The organism is Halorussus pelagicus, assembly GCF_004087835.1.
GTDB lineage: Archaea > Halobacteriota > Halobacteria > Halobacteriales > Haladaptataceae > Halorussus > Halorussus pelagicus.
The window spans coordinates 1,247,044-1,263,781 of the sequence record NZ_CP035119.1 but is presented as its reverse complement, the minus strand read 5'-3'; the positions used below and the strand labels follow the sequence as shown (position 1 = coordinate 1,263,781).

Here is a 16,738-nt window from a genome sequence, read left to right as displayed (position 1 = left end):
CCCGCTCTATTCCGATTCTCGTCCCTGAAATCGCTGGCTTGACTGTGGTTCTACTGATAGACTATTACTATTTTATCGACTAATACTTTCAATTACAAAATTCTTATATGCAACTACTATAATTTGGAGTTAATGAACGTACAGAGATACATTAGGAAGCGGATAAGAGACGACGCGGCGGTTCGCTCTCGTGCTTTCGAGCGTCTCGTCGCTCCGTTTAGGTCGTCGGTTCCGACCGCGGCGACTCGAACGACCACCTCGGTCAAAGGGTCAGCATGACCGACGACCGCCTCTCCGCAATCGTCTTCTCGGTTCTACTGGTCGTCTCGGCCGCGACTGCGGCAGTTCCGGCCGCGGCAGTCACCTCCGCGGGGTCGCTTTCGGTCGGGAACACCGCCGGGAACACGTCGGGCAACACCCCGACGACGACTCTCACGGAAACGACTACGACGGCGGGCAATACGGCGACCACGACGGTCGTAGAAACGACCACGACAGCAGATAACACTGCAACGACGACTCTCACGGAAACGACCACGACGACTACCGTTGACGACACGTCGAACGAGACGACGGGACAGCAGACCCTGCCAGTACCGAAGTCCGACCCCAAGGTCTCGTCGTCGCTTCTCACTCGGGTCGAATCGAGCGAGCGCGGCCCGTCCGCTCAGAGCGTCGGCGGCACCGAGTTCGTTCAGGTCGTCGTTCGGGCGACGCCCGGCCGGAGCGACGACGTTGCCGGACTGGTCGGCACGAACGGCGGCGACGTACAGGTCCGCCACGAGAACTTGGTGCAGGCGCGCGTCCCCGCGGCGGCCGTACAGGCGCTCGCCGACTCTGGCGCGGTCGAGTTCGTTCGCCAGCCACAGAAGGCGTTCACCACCGATGTCACGAGCGCCGGGTTGGAGAACATGGACGTGGGCAACGTCCACGACGCGAACTACACCGGCGACAACGTAACCGTCGCAGTGGTTGACCTCGGGTTCGACGTTACGAACCCCGAAATCTCGGACCAACTCGTGAACTGGCGGAACTTCAGTTCACCGGATAGCCCCCGAACGATGGCGAACGAGAGCGGTCTCCACGGTACCGGGACGGCGGAACTCGTGGCCGACACCGCACCGAACGCCTCCATCGTCGCGGCGAAGGTGAACTACCCGCTCGAACTGTACGAGGCAATCGACTGGATACGGGAGAACACGTCCGCCGACGTGGTCTCGATGTCGGTCGGCTGGTACAACGTCGGTCCGCTTGACGGAACCGCCGAAATGAACCGCGAGATTGGAGAGTCGGTTGATTCGGGCACGCCGTGGGTCATCTCCGCTGGCAACGAGGCGAACGGCGGCCATTGGAACGGTACGTGGTCGGACCGCGACGACAACCAGTGGATGAACTTCGACGGACTCGACGAGCGAATGAACGTCACTCCGGCCGGTGGTTCGGGGAGCGTTCAGATGGCGATTAGCTGGGACGACTGGTCCGCTAGCGACGAGGACTACGATGCGATACTCGTCAACGAGAGCAACGAAATCGTCGCCTCCTCGTCAAACGTTCAGAACGGGACACAGCGACCGACGGAGTACATCTCTCACTACGCCTCCGAGAACGTCTACCTGCGGCTCTGGAACGCCGACGCCAACGGGTCGGCGGATTTCGACGTGTTCTTCGGGGGGAGCGCCGACCCCGAGTACGACACGGACGCGCGGAGCATCACCGTCCCGGCGACTGGTCCGCGCGCCATCACGGTCGGGGCAGTCCACTACAGCAATAACGAACTCGAAGGCTTCTCCTCTCGGGGACCGACCATCGACGGCCGCCTCAAGCCCGACGTGGTCGCGCCCGACGGCGTCCCGACGGACGTGTATCCCGACGGCTTCTACGGCACCTCTGCCGCCGCACCCCACACCGCTGGCGTCGTCGGGTTGATGCTTGACGCCGACCGGACTCTCACGCCCGCCGAGGTCAAGTCGCGGCTTCAGTCTTCGGCGACGCCGCTTCGCCGCACCGAACCGAACAACGAGACCGGATACGGACTCGTCGATGCCGACGGGGCGATTCCCTCGGTCGAGGAAACGTCACCCAACCACGTCGAGTATGCCGGGACCGTCTTGGACGCCGACGGCAACCCCTCCACCGACGACGGAGTCTACGCCGATGATACGACCTCGGAGAGTAGCCACCTCGCCGTCACGAACTCGTCGGGGAACTTCTCAGTAGCGGGCATCGACTCCAGAACGCGCTACAGCGTCGGCTACTTCCAAGACTGGAACGCGACCACCGTCTTTCCGCAGGACGGGACCGCCGACATCTACGTCCTCGACGACGTGAACGCCACCGAGGACGTGAACGTCGGCTCTCGGACGGTACCGGACGCATCGCTCCTCGACGTGCAGGTCGTGGACGAGGACGGCAACCCTGTTCCCGAAGCGAGCGTCTCGGTCACGCATCACCGTCTCGGCGCCTCCACCGGCTTGGGTAACCTCTCGATGAACTCGCAGGGGTACATCACTCCCGGTGAAGGCCGGGGCATCGAGATGACCGGCAACGTCACCGTCGAGGTCACTCCGCCGGATAACGGACTCTACGTCAACCAAACCTACACACGCGACCTCGACGTGACGAGCGATACCGACCTCACGGTCACGCTCGAAGACGACGCCGTGTCGTACTCCGGACAAATCCGCGAGACCGACGGCGACCCCGCAGTGAACGACGACGTAGTCGCCGCCCAACGCGCCGGACGCGACAAGTTCTCCACGACCACCGACGACACGGGGAACTTCTCGGTCCGTGCGGCCGACGAGAATCTCGCGTACGCTATCCGGTACTATCAGGGCGACCGCGACCAGCACGGGAGCGAGTTCATGCCCCGCGACGGGTCGCCCGACCTCTACACGGTGGACTTGGTCAACGGGACGAACTCGACCGACATCGGGAACACGACGCTCCCCGAGGCACACGTCCTGAACGTCTCCGTCGTGGACGCGAGCGGCGACCCCGTGCCGAACGTGACCGTGTACGTCGGTCACGTTCGCTCGGAAGACGGTATCGGTGCCGGAACCGGATTCTTCACTCCGACCGGCGAGAACGGAGCGATTTCGCCGGGTGACGCGCCCGGTATCGAGGTTCTCGGGGATGTCACAGCACGGGTCCACGCACCGGACTCCGACCGATTCGTGGACCAGATATATTCGCGGAACTTCCGCGATCTCTCGTCAGACGCTAACGTCACGTTCAGGCTACAGGAGAAGGTCGATGTCTCCGGGCAGGTCAACGCGCCGGACGGAAATCCGGTGAACGAGAGCTTCGTGTCCTTCGACAGTCCGTCGTCCAGTCGGTTCCTGTACGACTACACGAACGCCGACGGAGGGTTCACCGTCAGCGACGTTTACACCGGGCAGCCCTACAGCGCCACCTTCTTCCAAGGCTTCGGTAGCGACGACAATCCGTACCCCCACGACGGCGTTCCCGACGTGTACGCGCTGGACAGCGTGAACGCGACGGCGGACGCCGACCTCGGTCAGCTCGACCTCCCTAACGCGTCGATGTTGAACGTCCGGGTCGTAGACGAAGTTGGGAGGCCGGTGGAGAACGCGAGCGTGGACATCACCCACCATCACGCGAACGCGACGGCTCTGTTCGCCTTCACGCCGACGGACGCGGAGGGGTACATGACTCCGAGGCGGACCGGCCGTCGAGGGATGGAGTTCGCGGGCAACGTGTCGCTCGCGGTCAGTCCTCCGGAGAACAGCACGCGATTCCCGAATCAGACACAGAATAAGTCGTTCACGCTGACCGACGACCGAAACGTCACGGTCACGCTCGAAACCCCCGAACCGACCATCTCGGCGTTCGACGTGACCGCGATCGGGCAGGACACGGACGTGACCTTCGTGTCGAGCGAGCAGTTGTCGAACGTCACGGTCGGACTCGGCGGTGACGCGTCGGGGACCTTGACGCGCGCGGACTTCACGGAGAACGAATCCGGTCCCTACATCTACCGCGCAAACGTCTCTGAGGGCCAAGACGGGACGTTTGAGGCCACGCTCCTCGATGCGGAGGACGCAGACGGCAACGAGGGCGCGAGCGGACAGACAGACTCGGTGACGGTGGACCTGAACGCTCCAACGCTGTCGGTGAACCTCACTGACGCCACCGACGGCAACGGCGTCGTGAACGACGGCGACGAGGTCCGAATCGAGGCGACGGTGACCGACAACGGTAGCGACATCGACGCTGTGACCGCCGACGCGACCGAGCTGGCCGCTGGAAGCGTCACGCTTGCACACGCCAGCGGGGACACCTACGCGGCGACCGTAACGGTCGCCGACGCGGGCAACGGTACCCAGAACGTCACGGTGACGGCCACCGACGGCAACGAAAACGCGAACAGCGAGAGTGGTTCCGTCGTCGCGGATAACGCCGGAGCTAATATCCCATATTTCAATCTCCAATCATTTGTCAATCAGGAAAACGAATTAGAACTCACGTTCAACTCAGATGAGAAATTAAAAGCTACTCGTCTAACTCTGAGTGACGGCGACGGTAACGTAGTGAAAAATGTCACGAGGTTGAGTACCGACAAAAGTCTTGACTCCTACGAGTATAATACGACGTTCACCGTTTCTAGTGACGGCAGGTATCGAGCAACGTTAGAAGAAGCCACGGACGCGGCTGGCAACGAGAACTTCACCGGAACGACGACTGACACCACCACCGTCGATACGACCGCACCGACCGTCTCGAACTTCTCGGCGGAGATGTACCCCGGAAGCGTGAGAGTCTCGTTCGAGTCTAGCGAGGACTTGGACACCTCTGCGATAGCCGTCGAACTCATCAACGGGTCGGGACAGACCGCTAGCACCGTCACATCGTTCTACAAACTATCCGGGACGTACCGCGCCCAACACGACATACCAAGCGGTCTCGACGAGACGTGGACCGCGAATCTGACGCGGGCAGAGGACAACCACGGCAACGACGGCGCTGACGGACAGACCGACACGACGCCCGCCGATACGACCGCGCCGAACATCTCGGACCTCGACGCGACGCTCGACGACGAGACGGTGACAGTCACCTTCGACTCGGACGAACCGCTGAACCAGACGTTGACGACAGTGACGGTCACGAACGCGAACCAGAGCGAGGTCGCAACGCTCGAATCCTTCGAGGTGTCCGGGTCGTACACCTACACCGCGACCTACGAGGTGCAGTCCCGCGTAGAGGAGTCTCACACGGTCGAACTAACATCCGTCTCCGACCGTTACTGGAACGGGGCCACCTACGACCCAGTGGCGAACGTCGAGGTCGATACGCGCGCGCCGACGGTGGCGAACTTCGATGTCGTCGCCGACGGACAGAACGTTGACGTGGTCCTCGACACCGACGAGGACCTGAGCGAACTGAACGTCTCGCTCGGCGGCGACGCCGACGGAACGCTCTCGCTCGCGGCGTTCGACGAGACGTACGACTCCGCTTCGAACCTGTACACCTACCGCGCGAACGTCTCGGCGGGTCGGGACGGAACGTTCGAGGCGACGCTCCGGAACGCCACCGACGACGATGGGAACGTCCGCGTGAGGGGCCAGACCGACTCGGTCACGGTGGACGTGACTGCTCCGACGTTATCCGTGAACCTCACCGACGCCACCGACGGCGACGGCGTCGTGAACGACGGCGACGAAGTCCGAATTGAGACGACGGCGACCGACAGCGACACCGGCGTGGACTCCGTGACTGCCGACGCGACCGGTCTCGGCGCTGGTAGCGTCACGCTCGCACACGCCAGCGGGGACACCTACGCGGCGACCGTGACGGTTGCCGACGCGGGCAACGGCACCCGGACCGTCACAGTGACGGCCACCGACGGCAACGAAAACGCGAACAGCGAGGATGATTCGGTCGTCGCGGATAACGAAGCGCCACACATACGTCAGCTAGATATCTCCTCGTACGACTCGGAAAAGAGTGTTGAGATTTCGCTCGTTACAGAGGAAGAACTCGATACTCTTCGTCTATCTCTCGCTGAGAGCGACGGAAATGTACTCAAATCGCTTGAAAAGAATGATATGGCGGTCCGAGACGTTTCTGTTGGATACAAATATCAGTTCTCTAACGTTACGGATAACGACGGCACGTATCGAGCAACGTTAGAAGAAGCCACGGACGCGGCTGGTAACGAGAACTTCACCGGAGCGACGACTGACACCACCACCGTCGATACGACCGCACCGACCATCTCGAACTTCTCGGCGAAGATGTACCCCGGAAGCGTGAGGGTCTCGCTCGACTCCAGCGAGGAACTGAATACCTCTGCACTGGCCGTCGAACTGACCGACGCGTCGGGCCAGACCGTTGGCACCGTCTCGTCGTTCTCCAGATACGGCGAGACGTATTACGCCCAGTACGACGTGTCGAGCGGTCTCGACGAGACATGGACTGCGACCCTGACGCGGGCAGAGGACGACGACGGCAACGACGGCGCTGACGGACAGACCGACACGACGCCCGCCGATACGACCGCGCCGAACATCTCGGACCTTGACGCGACGTTCGCCGACGAGATGGTGACAGTCACCTTCGACTCGGACGAACCGCTGAACCAGACGTTGACGACGGTGACGGTCACGAACGCGAACCAGAGCGAGGTCGCAACGCTCGAATCCTTCGAGGTGTCCGGGTCGTACACCTACACCGCGACCTACGAGGTGCAGTCCCGCGTAGAGGAGTCTCACACGGTCGAACTAACATCCGTCTCCGACCGTTACTGGAACGGGGCCACCTACGACCCAGTGGCAAACGTCGAGGTCGATACGCGCGCGCCGACGGTGGCGAACTTCGATGTCGTCGCCGACGGACAGAACGTTGACGTGGTCCTCGACACCGACGAGGACCTGAGCGAACTGAACGTCTCGCTCGGCGGCGACGCCGACGGAACGCTCTCGCTCGCGGCGTTCGACGAGACGTACGACTCCGCTTCGAACCTGTACACCTACCGCGCGAACGTCTCGGCGGGTCGGGGCGGAACGTTCGAGGCGACGCTCCGGAACGCCACCGACGACGACGGGAACGTCCGCGTGAGGGGCCAGACCGACTCGGTGTTCGTCGATGTGACTGCGCCGACCGTCAACACCCGACTGGTCTCTGTCGGAACCACGAACGGGTGGCACACCTCGGCCGTCGAGGTCAACGTCTCGGCGTTCGACGCCACGTCAGGCGTCGCCGAAACGGAGTACCGCGTGGGCGGCGACTGGCAGACTTACGACGGCAACGTCACCATGTCCGCGGACGGACGCCACACCGTCGAGTACCGAAGCACCGACGAAGTCGGAAACGCCGAAACAGGCTCCGTCTCGTTCAAAATCGACACGTTCACGCCGACGACGAGCCTCACGACCAACGTCACCGAAAACCGTCGAGGCTGGTACACCTCCGACGTGAACGTCACGCTCTCGGCAGTCGAACGGCCCGGCGGCCTGAACGCGACGAAGTACCGCCTCAACGGCTCGGAGCAGTGGACCGAGTACGACGAGAGCGAGGGCATCGAACTCACGACCGACGGCGAGTACACCGTCGAGTTCTACAGCGTGGACGAGGCGGGCAACCGCGAGACCACGCAGTCCGAGACCATCAAGATTGACACCCAGAAGCCGACGGTCAGCGGGACGCACCTGTCGAACCGAACCGAAATCCTGCCCGAACACGGAGTTCCGGTCACGGTCAACGCGACCGACAACATCGGCGTCGCGGAAATCGAGGTCGGCGGCGACCGAATCGGGACGGACGGCGACGGCTTCGCTCAGGCGGCGTCCCCGCTCGGCAACCACACCTTCGAGGTGGTCGTCCGCGACGCGGCGGGCAACGAGAAGGTCGTGCAGACCGCCGAGTACAGCGTCGGGCAGAATGTCGAGATGAGCGAGACGGCAAACGACACGCTCGCGGCCGAGACGAACGACACGAACGTCAACGAGGTGTCCATCGAGACGAAGACCGACACCGGCGAGGCGAACGTGACGGTCGGGACGGCGACGACGAACCCGGACCCGGAACGGACCGTCACGAACGGGACCTCCCTGTACTTCCCACAGATAGACACCTCGGTGTCGAACGACAACATCGGTAACGCGACGGTCACGGTGACCGTCGAGCAGTCGCGCGTCCGCCAGCGGTACATCACGCCCGGCACGGTGAAGTTCTGGGTCGAAGAGGAGAACGAATCGACGGGATGGGAGAAAGTTGACGCCGAGCGCGTTGACGCCAGCGAGACCGACGGCACGTACACCTACGAAATCGAGGCCCCGCACTTCTCGACGTACGCCATCACCGGCGAACAGGAATCGACGCCGCCGACTGCCTCGCTCGCCGTGGCGACTGACGACCTCACGCCGGGCGACGTGACCCTCTCGGGGTCGTACGCCGACGACTACTCCGGCGTGGACCCGGCGAACGTCACGCTCCGGTTCGAGGGCGAGAATGGCGGCGAGGATGTGACGAGTGAGGCGACGGTGACCGACGGGGAGGTTTCGTTCACCCGGAACCTCTCGGCGGGGAGCTACGAGGCCGCGCTCGTCGTGACCGACGACGCGGGCAACTCGCTCCCGGAACCCGAGACGGTCTCGTTCACGGTCGCTAACGAGTCCTCGGTCGGAAGCGACGGCGGTAGCTCCGGCGGCGGAGGCGGTGGCGGCGGTGGCGCGGTAGACATCCCGGTGCCGGACGTGCGCGACGACGTGACCGACCTGTCCCCGAGCGGTTTCCGAGGGAAGATTCTCAGCGCCCGGTCGGACTCGCCCGGTCGGCTTTCGCCCGAGGGCGGCGTCTCGGCGGGCGACCTGACCGTTCGGCGGGTGTCGATTCGTCCGAGTAGCGAGGACCCCGTCTCGGAGTTCTACGTTGACGCCAGCGTCGCCGCGAGCGCACCGGGTGGCGCGGGCGCGCCCGACGTGCCGACGCTCGGCTACGTCGAGGTGGCGACGACCGACCTCTCCGCCTCGGCGCTCGAACGCGCGGGCGTCAAATTCTCGGTGCCCGCGAGCGCGGCCGCCGCACCGGAGAACGTCGCGCTCTACCGACTCTCCGGAGAGTCGTGGGAGGCGGTCGAGACCGAAGTGGTCGAGACCGGCGGCGGGCAGTACGTCCTGCGCGGCACGGCCGCGTCTACCGGCACCTTCGCGGTCGGCGTCCGGAGCGGCGCGCTCTCGGTGACCGACGCGTCGGTCGGCGCGACGAGCGTCGAACCGGGCGAGCGCGTCGAAGTCACCGCGACCGTCGAAAACGACGGGTCGGGCACCGCCAGCGACACCGCGGCGGTCTCGGTGGACGGCGAAGTCGTCGCCGAGAAGAGCGTCGAACTCGCGGGCGGCGAGTCGAAGCGCCTCACCTTCGAGGTGGCGCTTGACTTGCCGGGCGAGCGGGAACTCGCGGTTGACGGCGAATCGGCCGGGTTGGTCTCGGTCGCTGACAACGGGACCGACGCCGGGTCGGGCGACGCCGACGGGACGGCCAGCGAGACGACGGACGGCGGCAGTGGCTCTATTCCCGGATTCGGCGTCTCAACTGCGCTGGCCGCGCTACTAGCCGGTCTGGTCGCCGCGCGTCGGCGACTCGACTGACCCCTCGGACGAGATTTTTCGTCCAGCGCTTCTGACGGATACGACTTTTTTCGAGCCAATCAGACCGCATCGAGACCTAACTGCGACGAAAACGGCCTACAGCGACCGCAACTCCTCGCCGATTTCGTCCAGCGCGGCGTCCGCCGCGGAGACCGACTCGGACATGCTGAGGAAGCCGTGTGGCTGGTCGGGGTGGTGGTCGTGGCGCACCTCGACGCCCGCCTCCGCGAGTCGATTCGCGTAAGCCACACCCTCGTCTCGCAGGGGATCGAACCCGCAGGTCACGACCGTCGCGGGCGGGAGGTCGGCGAGGTCGGGCGCGCGGAGCGGCGCGGCGTAGGGGTTCGCGCCGTCCACCTCGCTCCGGAGGTAGCGGTCCCAGAACCAGCGCATGTCGGTCTCGGTTAGGAGCGGGCCGTCGCCGTTCTCGGCGTAGGAGTCGGTGTCGAAGGCGTAGTCGGTGATGGGGTAGAACAGAAACTGGCGCGCGATGTCCGGGACCGATTCGTCGCGCTCGGGGTCCCGTCGCGCGTCTCTCACCCGCATCGCGGTTACGGCGGCCAGATTTCCGCCCGCGCTGGTGCCGCCGACGGCGAGGCGGTCGGGGTCGCCGCCGAACGTCTCGGCGTGGTCGGCGACCCACTGGAGCGCGGCGTCGGCGTCCTCGACCGCGGCGGGGAAGGGGTGTTCGGGCGCAAGCCGATAATCGACCGAGACGACGACGCACTCCCCGCGGCGCGCGAGGCGGCGACAGACGCCGTCGATTGAGTCGAGCGTGCCGAGGACCCATCCGCCGCCGTGGTAGTAGACGAGGACGGGCGCGGGGTCGCCTTCGTCGGTCGCGTCGAGAGCGGCGTGACGATACACCCGAATCGGAATCTCGCGCCCAGAGTCCTCCGCTGACGCGCCCGGTCCCGGAATCGACAGGTCTCGGACGAAGCCGACTTCCGGCGGGTCGCCGCCGGAGAACACCTCGTCCTCGACGCGCCGCGCGGACTCGACCGACATGGCCGACCACTCGGGGACGCCTGCGGATTCGATGTCCGCGATTACTTCCGCGACTTCCGGGTCCAGTTTCGTGCGCAGGGGTTCGGTCATGCCGGGGCGTAGGGAGGCGAGCGGGAAAGGAAGCGGTGGTCGGCGGGCACTCGACCGACGCGGCTGTCGGCGCACTTCGGTCCCGGCGTCTGGACGGACCGCGGTCGCTCGCGCTCGCCGCGACGTTCTTCACGCCGAACGTCAGGCATGCGAGTCACGACTGCTCTGAAAGGACTCGGCGCGGCCGCGGTCTGTCTCGGCGCGGCCGTCGCCGTGGGTCACGCCCGACGACCTCGCACAATCCCCGACCGTACGCGAGTATCTCGACGACGCTATCGCGGACGGCCCACCGTACGTCCGAGTCGTCCGAACCGAACAGCGCGGCGAGTTCCCGCCTCGGCGGTCGGGACGCACCGTGGAAACCGATGGAAGCCACCCAGCACTTCACCGTCCGGCCGCCGGGGTTCGTATCGAAAAACAGTTTCCGAAACAGACGACTCACTCGCTAAAGTCCAAACGACTAACCCGATTCCACCGTTCGCTCCCATCATGAACGCAGACCACGAGTTCGAACTCGGGACCGACTACGTCGCCGAACTGGACGCGGCCGACCCGCTCGCCCACCTCTCGTCGCGGTTCTACGACCCCGACGACGAGTGGTACATGGACGGTAACTCGCTGGGTCTCTGCTCCGAGGAGGCCGAGGAGGCCGTAGACCGAGCGGTCGCCGAGTGGAAGGAGCTGGCCATCCGCGGGTGGACCGATGCCGACCCGCCGTGGTTCTACTACGGTGAGCAGTTGGGCGACCGACTGGCACCGCTCGTCGGTGCCAAGCCCGAGGAGGTCGTCGTCGCCAACTCCACGACGGTCAACATCCACACGCTCGTCGCCACCTTCTACGACCGCGTTCGGGACGCAGACCCCGAGCGGACAAAAATCGTCGTGGACGACCTCGACTTCCCGACCGACCACTACGCTGTCCGCGCCCAGTTGCGCCAGCGCGGCGTGGACCCCGACGAGGCGTTGACCGTGGTCGAGAGCCGCGACGGCCGGACCATCGAGACCGAGGACGTTATCGACGCGCTGGACGACGACACCGCGTTGGTCTTCCTGCCCTCGGTCCTCTACCGGAGCGGCCAGTTGCTCGACATCGAGCGAATCACCGAGGCGGCCCACGAGCGAGGGATTCTGGCGGGCTTCGACCTCGCGCACTCTGTTGGCGTCGTGCCCCACGACCTTTCGGAAATCGGCGTCGATTTCGCGGTCTGGTGCAGTTACAAGTACCTCAACGCCGGGCCGGGGGCTATCGCCGGTCTCTACGTCAACGAGGAGCATTTCGGCGAGACGCCCGCACTCGCTGGCTGGTGGGGCCACGAGAAGGAGACTCAGTTCGAGATGAACTCGACCTACACCCCCGCCGAGGACGCCGGGGCCTACCAGATTGGCACGATTCCGATTCTCTCGGCCGCGCCCCTCGCCGGGTCGCTGGAGATTTTCGAGGACGCGGGCGAGGCGAGCGATTGCTCGGGAATCGAAGCGGTCCGCGAGAAGTCCCTCCGGCTCACGGCGTATCTCACCTTCCTCGCGGACGAGCGCCTGCCCGACTGCGATATCGGGACTCCTCGGGACCCCGAGCGCCGCGGCGGCCACGTCGCCGTCGAACATCCCGAGGCCTACCGGGTCAGCGAGGCGCTGAAGGAGCGCGGCGTCGTCGTGGACTTCCGGCCGCCGAACGTCGTCCGCATCTGTCCCTCGCCGCTGTACACGAGTTTCGAGGACGTGTGGGAGGTCGTCGAGCAGTTGCGGCAGGTCGTGGAAAACCGGGAGTACGAGAACTTCGAGACTCGGGGGAGCGGGGTGACCTAATGGTAGGTAGTGCGATTTCTCTATTCAGAATCGGCCGCGTGACTGTCGCTTAAGACGAAGAAGCGACGGTCCCATACTGTGGATCGGAACGGTGCGCCGACGTTTGTGAAGTCAGGACAACACTTAACAGTTAGTTAAACAACCTCCCTCCATGGAAAATCATCGACTCGTTCCGGTGGTGATGGCTGTCGCTGGATGTGCGGCCGTCGTCGTCGGCGTGTATCAGGGATTAGTTCACGTTGCGCCGGGGTACGAGGGGGCTATCGTATCCGGTTGGGGCGGAGACCTCAATCACGAAGAGGTGTTGCTCGCACAGTTGGGCGTCGTCGGTGTCGGGGGTGCGATTGGTGCCCTCCGGTGGAAACGTCTGGCGAGCGTCCCGTTCGTGATGGGCGGTGTCGTCCTGTTCTACGCGCTCCGAGCGGTATTCAATCTGTTTCAGTCATCCAGAAGGCCGCTCTATCGAGAGTTCTCGCCTCAGGCCCCCGGTTTCGAGGGAGAGACTGTCGTGTTCGTCCTCGGGGCAGAGCCGTTCCTGCTGGCCGGTGGCGCGCTTCTGCTCATCGGTGCCGGTATCGCGGGGTCGAAACTGCGAACTCCCGCCGAGAGCGGCGACGAGGTGACACCCCCGTCGTCGCAAGCGTAGGTCTCTCCGACACTCATCGCCAGTTTGTCCACACGATACTTGCCGGTTGAAAGACCCGCGTTCCTAACTATCCCTAGACCATCACCTGAACCACCGCGAACAGCACCACGACGCCCAGCACGTCACAGACGTTCGTCACGACCGGAATCACCACGTCGTCGGGGTCCAACTCGAAGCGATACGCCGCGTAGGTCGCCACCAGCGTCACCGCGACGGCGACCACAGCGAGCGCCGCGCCGCTGGCAAGCGCCACCGCGACAACAGTGTGCAGAGGCAACTGGGCGTTCCCGAGTGCGAGCGACAGCACCCACGCGCCCGCGCCGACGACTGGAAAGATGGTCAGTGCGAGCGCTACCGTCGCCACCGCGTTGCCCGCGAGTTGTTCGTCTGAAGGGTCGAACGAGAGCGTCCCGAGATGAAATGCCGTCGAGAGTCGCGCCGCGAGGATGCTCCCGAGATTTCCGGCGGTCCCGATGGTCACAGGCACGAGCGTCAACAGCGAGGGGTAGGTCAGCAAGGTCGCCTCGAAGCTCCCCAAGACGAGTCCGCTCCCGATTTCGACCACCGTGAGCGCGAGCAAAATTGGGAGCGTCGCCCGCGTGATTGCCTGGACGCGCCACTCGGTCTGCATCTACGCCCCTCCCAGCGCCAGCACGAACCGGACCGCGAGCAGGAGGAAGGCGATACCGAACACGTCACCGGTCGTCGTCACCAGCGGGCCGACCAGCGTGTCGGGGTTGTACCCGCGCCGGAACCCGACGAAGACGACCGAGACGACTGCGACCGTCAGCGCGACGCCCGAGAGCAGGCCCGCGACCAGCGCGATGGCGAGCAGAGTCGCCAGCGGCGCGACCGGTTCGGCGAGCAGGGTGAGGACCAGCACCGCGACGGTCGCCGCGAAGAGACTGGCCAAGATTCCGTTGGCGAGCGCGGCGGCCACCGCGGCCGTCACTCGACTGTCGCGGTCGAATACCGACCCGAACGCGGGTTCGACAAGCCCCTGATGGAGACCGGTCGAGAGGCGCGCGCCGAGCGACCCGTAGACGTTCCCGCGGGTGGCCAGCAGGGCGGGCACGAGGACGAGCAGGCCGGGCACGGCGCGCAACTCCGCGCGCATCCCGCCGAGGACGACCCCGGCGAACAGGCCGCCGACCACGCTCGCGGCCAGCGCGGGGAGGGCTTCTCGGTACGCCTGCGCGGCGACTTCGCGGACGGACATCTATGTTGAACAGGTGGTCCGGAGTCAAAAAAGCGGTGTGTCGTCAGTCGCCGAACGGACCCATGCCGCCCATGCCGCCGCCACCGCCGCCGCCACCGCCCTGCATCTTCTTCATCATGCGCTCCATGTTTCCTTGGCCCATGCCTTGGAACTGCTTGAGCGTCTGGGACATCATCTTGTGCTGTTCGAGGAGTTCCTGAACGCGCTCCTCGTCTTTCCCGCTCCCGCGGGCGATGCGTTCGACCTGACTCGCGCCGATGGCGCGCGGATTTTCGAGTTCCAACTCGGTCATCGAGTCCATGATGACCTCGAAGCTCCGCATCCGGTCTTGGGTCACGTCCATCGCGTCGTCGGGGAGTTCGTCCATCAGACCGCCGCCGCCCATGCCCGGAATCATGTCCATCACTTGGTCGAGCGGTCCCATGTTGTTCATCGCCTGCATCTGGCGACGCATGTCTTTGAGGGTGAACTCGCCTTTGAGCATGTCCTCGGGGTCCCAGTCCTCCTCTTCCTCCTGGGTCTCCTCCATCGCGCGCTCGACGCGCTCGGTGAGTTGCTTCAAATCGCCCATCCCGAGCAGGCGCGAGATGAACCCCGACGGCTCGAAGCGCTCGATGTCCCGGACTTCCTCACCGGTACCGAGGAAGGCAATCGAGGAGTCGGTCTCGTTGACCGCGGTCAGCGCACCGCCACCTTTCGCGGTCCCGTCGAGTTTCGTGATGGCGACGCCGTCGATGCCGATGGAGTCGTCGAACTGGCTCGCTTGGTCTTTCGCGCCCTGTCCGATGGCGGCGTCGAGGACGAGCAGGTTCCGGTCGGGATCGACGACGCGCTCTATCTCCTCGATTTCGGCGATGAGGTCGTCTTCGAGCGCGTGGCGACCCGCGGTGTCCACGATGTGAACGTCGGCCTCGCTGGTCGCTTCGAGGCCCTTCCGGGCGATTTCCACGGGGTCCTCACAGTCGGGGTCGCCGTAGAAGTCCACTTCGGCGCGACTCGCCATCTCCTTGGCTTGGTCGTACGCACCGGGCCGGAAGGTGTCGGTCTGGACGATGGCCGGTCGGAGTCCCTTCTTGGCGAACCACCACGCCATCTTCGCGGACGTGGTCGTCTTCCCCGACCCCTGCAAGCCAGCGAGCAGGATGGTCTGGTTCTCCAGCGGAATTTCCGTACTATCGCCGACGAGGGCGACCATTTCCTCGTAGACGATGCTCAGGACGTGGTCCCGAGCGGAGGTGCCTGCCGGGGACTCCTCCTCCAGCGCGCGCTCCTTGATGGAATCGGAGAGGTCCATCACGAGGCTGACTTCCACGTCGGCCTGCAGGAGCGACCGCTGAATCTCCTTGACGATGTCCTCCACGTCCTCCTCGGTCACGCGGGACTGCCCGCTGAGTTTGCCGAGGGAGTCACGGAGGGAACTTCCCAAGTCGTCGAGTACCATTGTTACCGTAGGATAGACCGCGCGGGCGTTAAAGCCTTTTTCTACCGCTACAAGTGAAGTGGCGGCTATCGAGTCAAGGACGACCGCGTTCGGAATCCGACCAAGGCAGAGACCCCTCGCCCTATTCGGGATTATCGGGGTCGCTGTCTGCCGACACGGTCAGACCCCACGGCCTGACCTTCAGGTCTACGCTTTCCCAGCGTCTCGGCACGAACCGGAGACTGAGAACACCGACTACGACCATCGCTACCAGCGAAGAGGCTAGCCACAACATGTTTTTTCTCATGCGCAACGTCCTAGCGTTGCGCGAATGTGGATTTCGACTATATTACTTAAATGTTGTAAAAAGAGTTCACGAACCAAAAATCCTATATGGGTAGAACGAATACGAATCGCTGTAGCCGGAGACCGAGACTACTTCGGCCATCGCACCCAGAAGGAAGTCCACATCATCGTTGCGCGGTGTCCTAGCACCGCGCGATTTTCCGTTCTACGGAGACTTTCTAGTAACCTCTCCACACAGTTTTCGACGGTATTCGGTACCTCGTCCAGCGACAACTCCGCCGTTGAACCGGCCGGTATCCTTATTACGTATCGTCAGGGACTCCCGTCCGCATAAGTTCAATGTATGGCACGCGATTTAAACAAGACACGCGATAACTCGGTGGGAACGACGGGCGAGCGCACCGGCGTGGCAGGCGACGCGAGTGACGGAACGACTAGTCTGGCGAGCGAACTGGCTGCCGAACCATACAACATCGTCGCCGCGCTCGGACTTCTGTTGACGGCCTACTGGCTCCTCTTTCGGAATCTCCCGGTCGAACTGTTCACGCTCGGTCTCGTGACCCTGGCGCTCACCGTGGCGAACGTCGTGGTCGCGTTGCGATACCGCGGCTGAACGGGTCAATTCCGAA

9 protein-coding genes are annotated in these 16,738 nt (G+C 64.4%); 4 read left to right on the top strand and 5 right to left on the bottom strand.

The features are described 5' to 3' along the window. Window positions 1-275: 275 nt before the first annotated feature. Window positions 276-9,614, top strand: a complete 9,339-nt coding sequence (locus EP007_RS06445) for a S8 family serine peptidase (RefSeq protein WP_128476863.1) — start codon at window positions 276-278, stop codon at window positions 9,612-9,614. A 96-nt stretch (window positions 9,615-9,710) separates the two neighbouring features. Here EP007_RS06445 and EP007_RS06440 read toward each other — a convergent pair whose 3' ends face one another. Further along, window positions 9,711-10,712 (bottom strand): alpha/beta hydrolase, encoded by a 1,002-nt coding sequence (locus EP007_RS06440; RefSeq protein ID WP_128476862.1) that lies wholly within the window; start codon window positions 10,710-10,712, stop codon window positions 9,711-9,713. Between the two features lie 489 nt (window positions 10,713-11,201). On the opposite strand from EP007_RS06440, the gene kynU reads away from it, so the two are divergent. Continuing rightward, window positions 11,202-12,518 (top strand): kynureninase, encoded by a 1,317-nt coding sequence (gene kynU / locus EP007_RS06435; protein ID WP_128476861.1) that lies wholly within the window; start codon window positions 11,202-11,204, stop codon window positions 12,516-12,518. Window positions 12,519-12,669: 151 nt separating this feature from the next. Then, on the top strand, window positions 12,670-13,164 hold the full coding sequence (locus tag EP007_RS06430; RefSeq protein WP_128476860.1) for a hypothetical protein: 495 nt from the start codon (window positions 12,670-12,672) through the stop codon (window positions 13,162-13,164). A gap of 73 nt (window positions 13,165-13,237) precedes the next feature. Here EP007_RS06430 and EP007_RS06425 read toward each other — a convergent pair whose 3' ends face one another. From EP007_RS06425 to EP007_RS18135, 4 genes are all read right to left on the bottom strand, one after another. Further along, window positions 13,238-13,795, bottom strand: a complete 558-nt coding sequence (locus tag EP007_RS06425) for a magnesium transporter (protein ID WP_128476859.1) — start codon at window positions 13,793-13,795, stop codon at window positions 13,238-13,240. After that, window positions 13,796-14,383, bottom strand: coding sequence for a magnesium transporter (locus EP007_RS06420; protein WP_128476858.1), 588 nt, complete (start codon window positions 14,381-14,383; stop codon window positions 13,796-13,798). It lies immediately after the preceding gene. Between the two features lie 43 nt (window positions 14,384-14,426). Continuing rightward, complete coding sequence (locus EP007_RS06415) at window positions 14,427-15,824, bottom strand: signal recognition particle protein Srp54 (protein ID WP_128476857.1); 1,398 nt, start codon at window positions 15,822-15,824, stop codon at window positions 14,427-14,429. A 121-nt stretch (window positions 15,825-15,945) separates the two neighbouring features. Beyond that, window positions 15,946-16,068, bottom strand: a complete 123-nt coding sequence (locus tag EP007_RS18135; protein WP_281062939.1) for a hypothetical protein — start codon at window positions 16,066-16,068, stop codon at window positions 15,946-15,948. Between the two features lie 420 nt (window positions 16,069-16,488). On the opposite strand from EP007_RS18135, the gene EP007_RS06410 reads away from it, so the two are divergent. Beyond that, window positions 16,489-16,722, top strand: coding sequence for a hypothetical protein (locus tag EP007_RS06410; RefSeq protein WP_166035464.1), 234 nt, complete (start codon window positions 16,489-16,491; stop codon window positions 16,720-16,722). The last annotated feature ends 16 nt before the right edge of the window (window positions 16,723-16,738 follow it).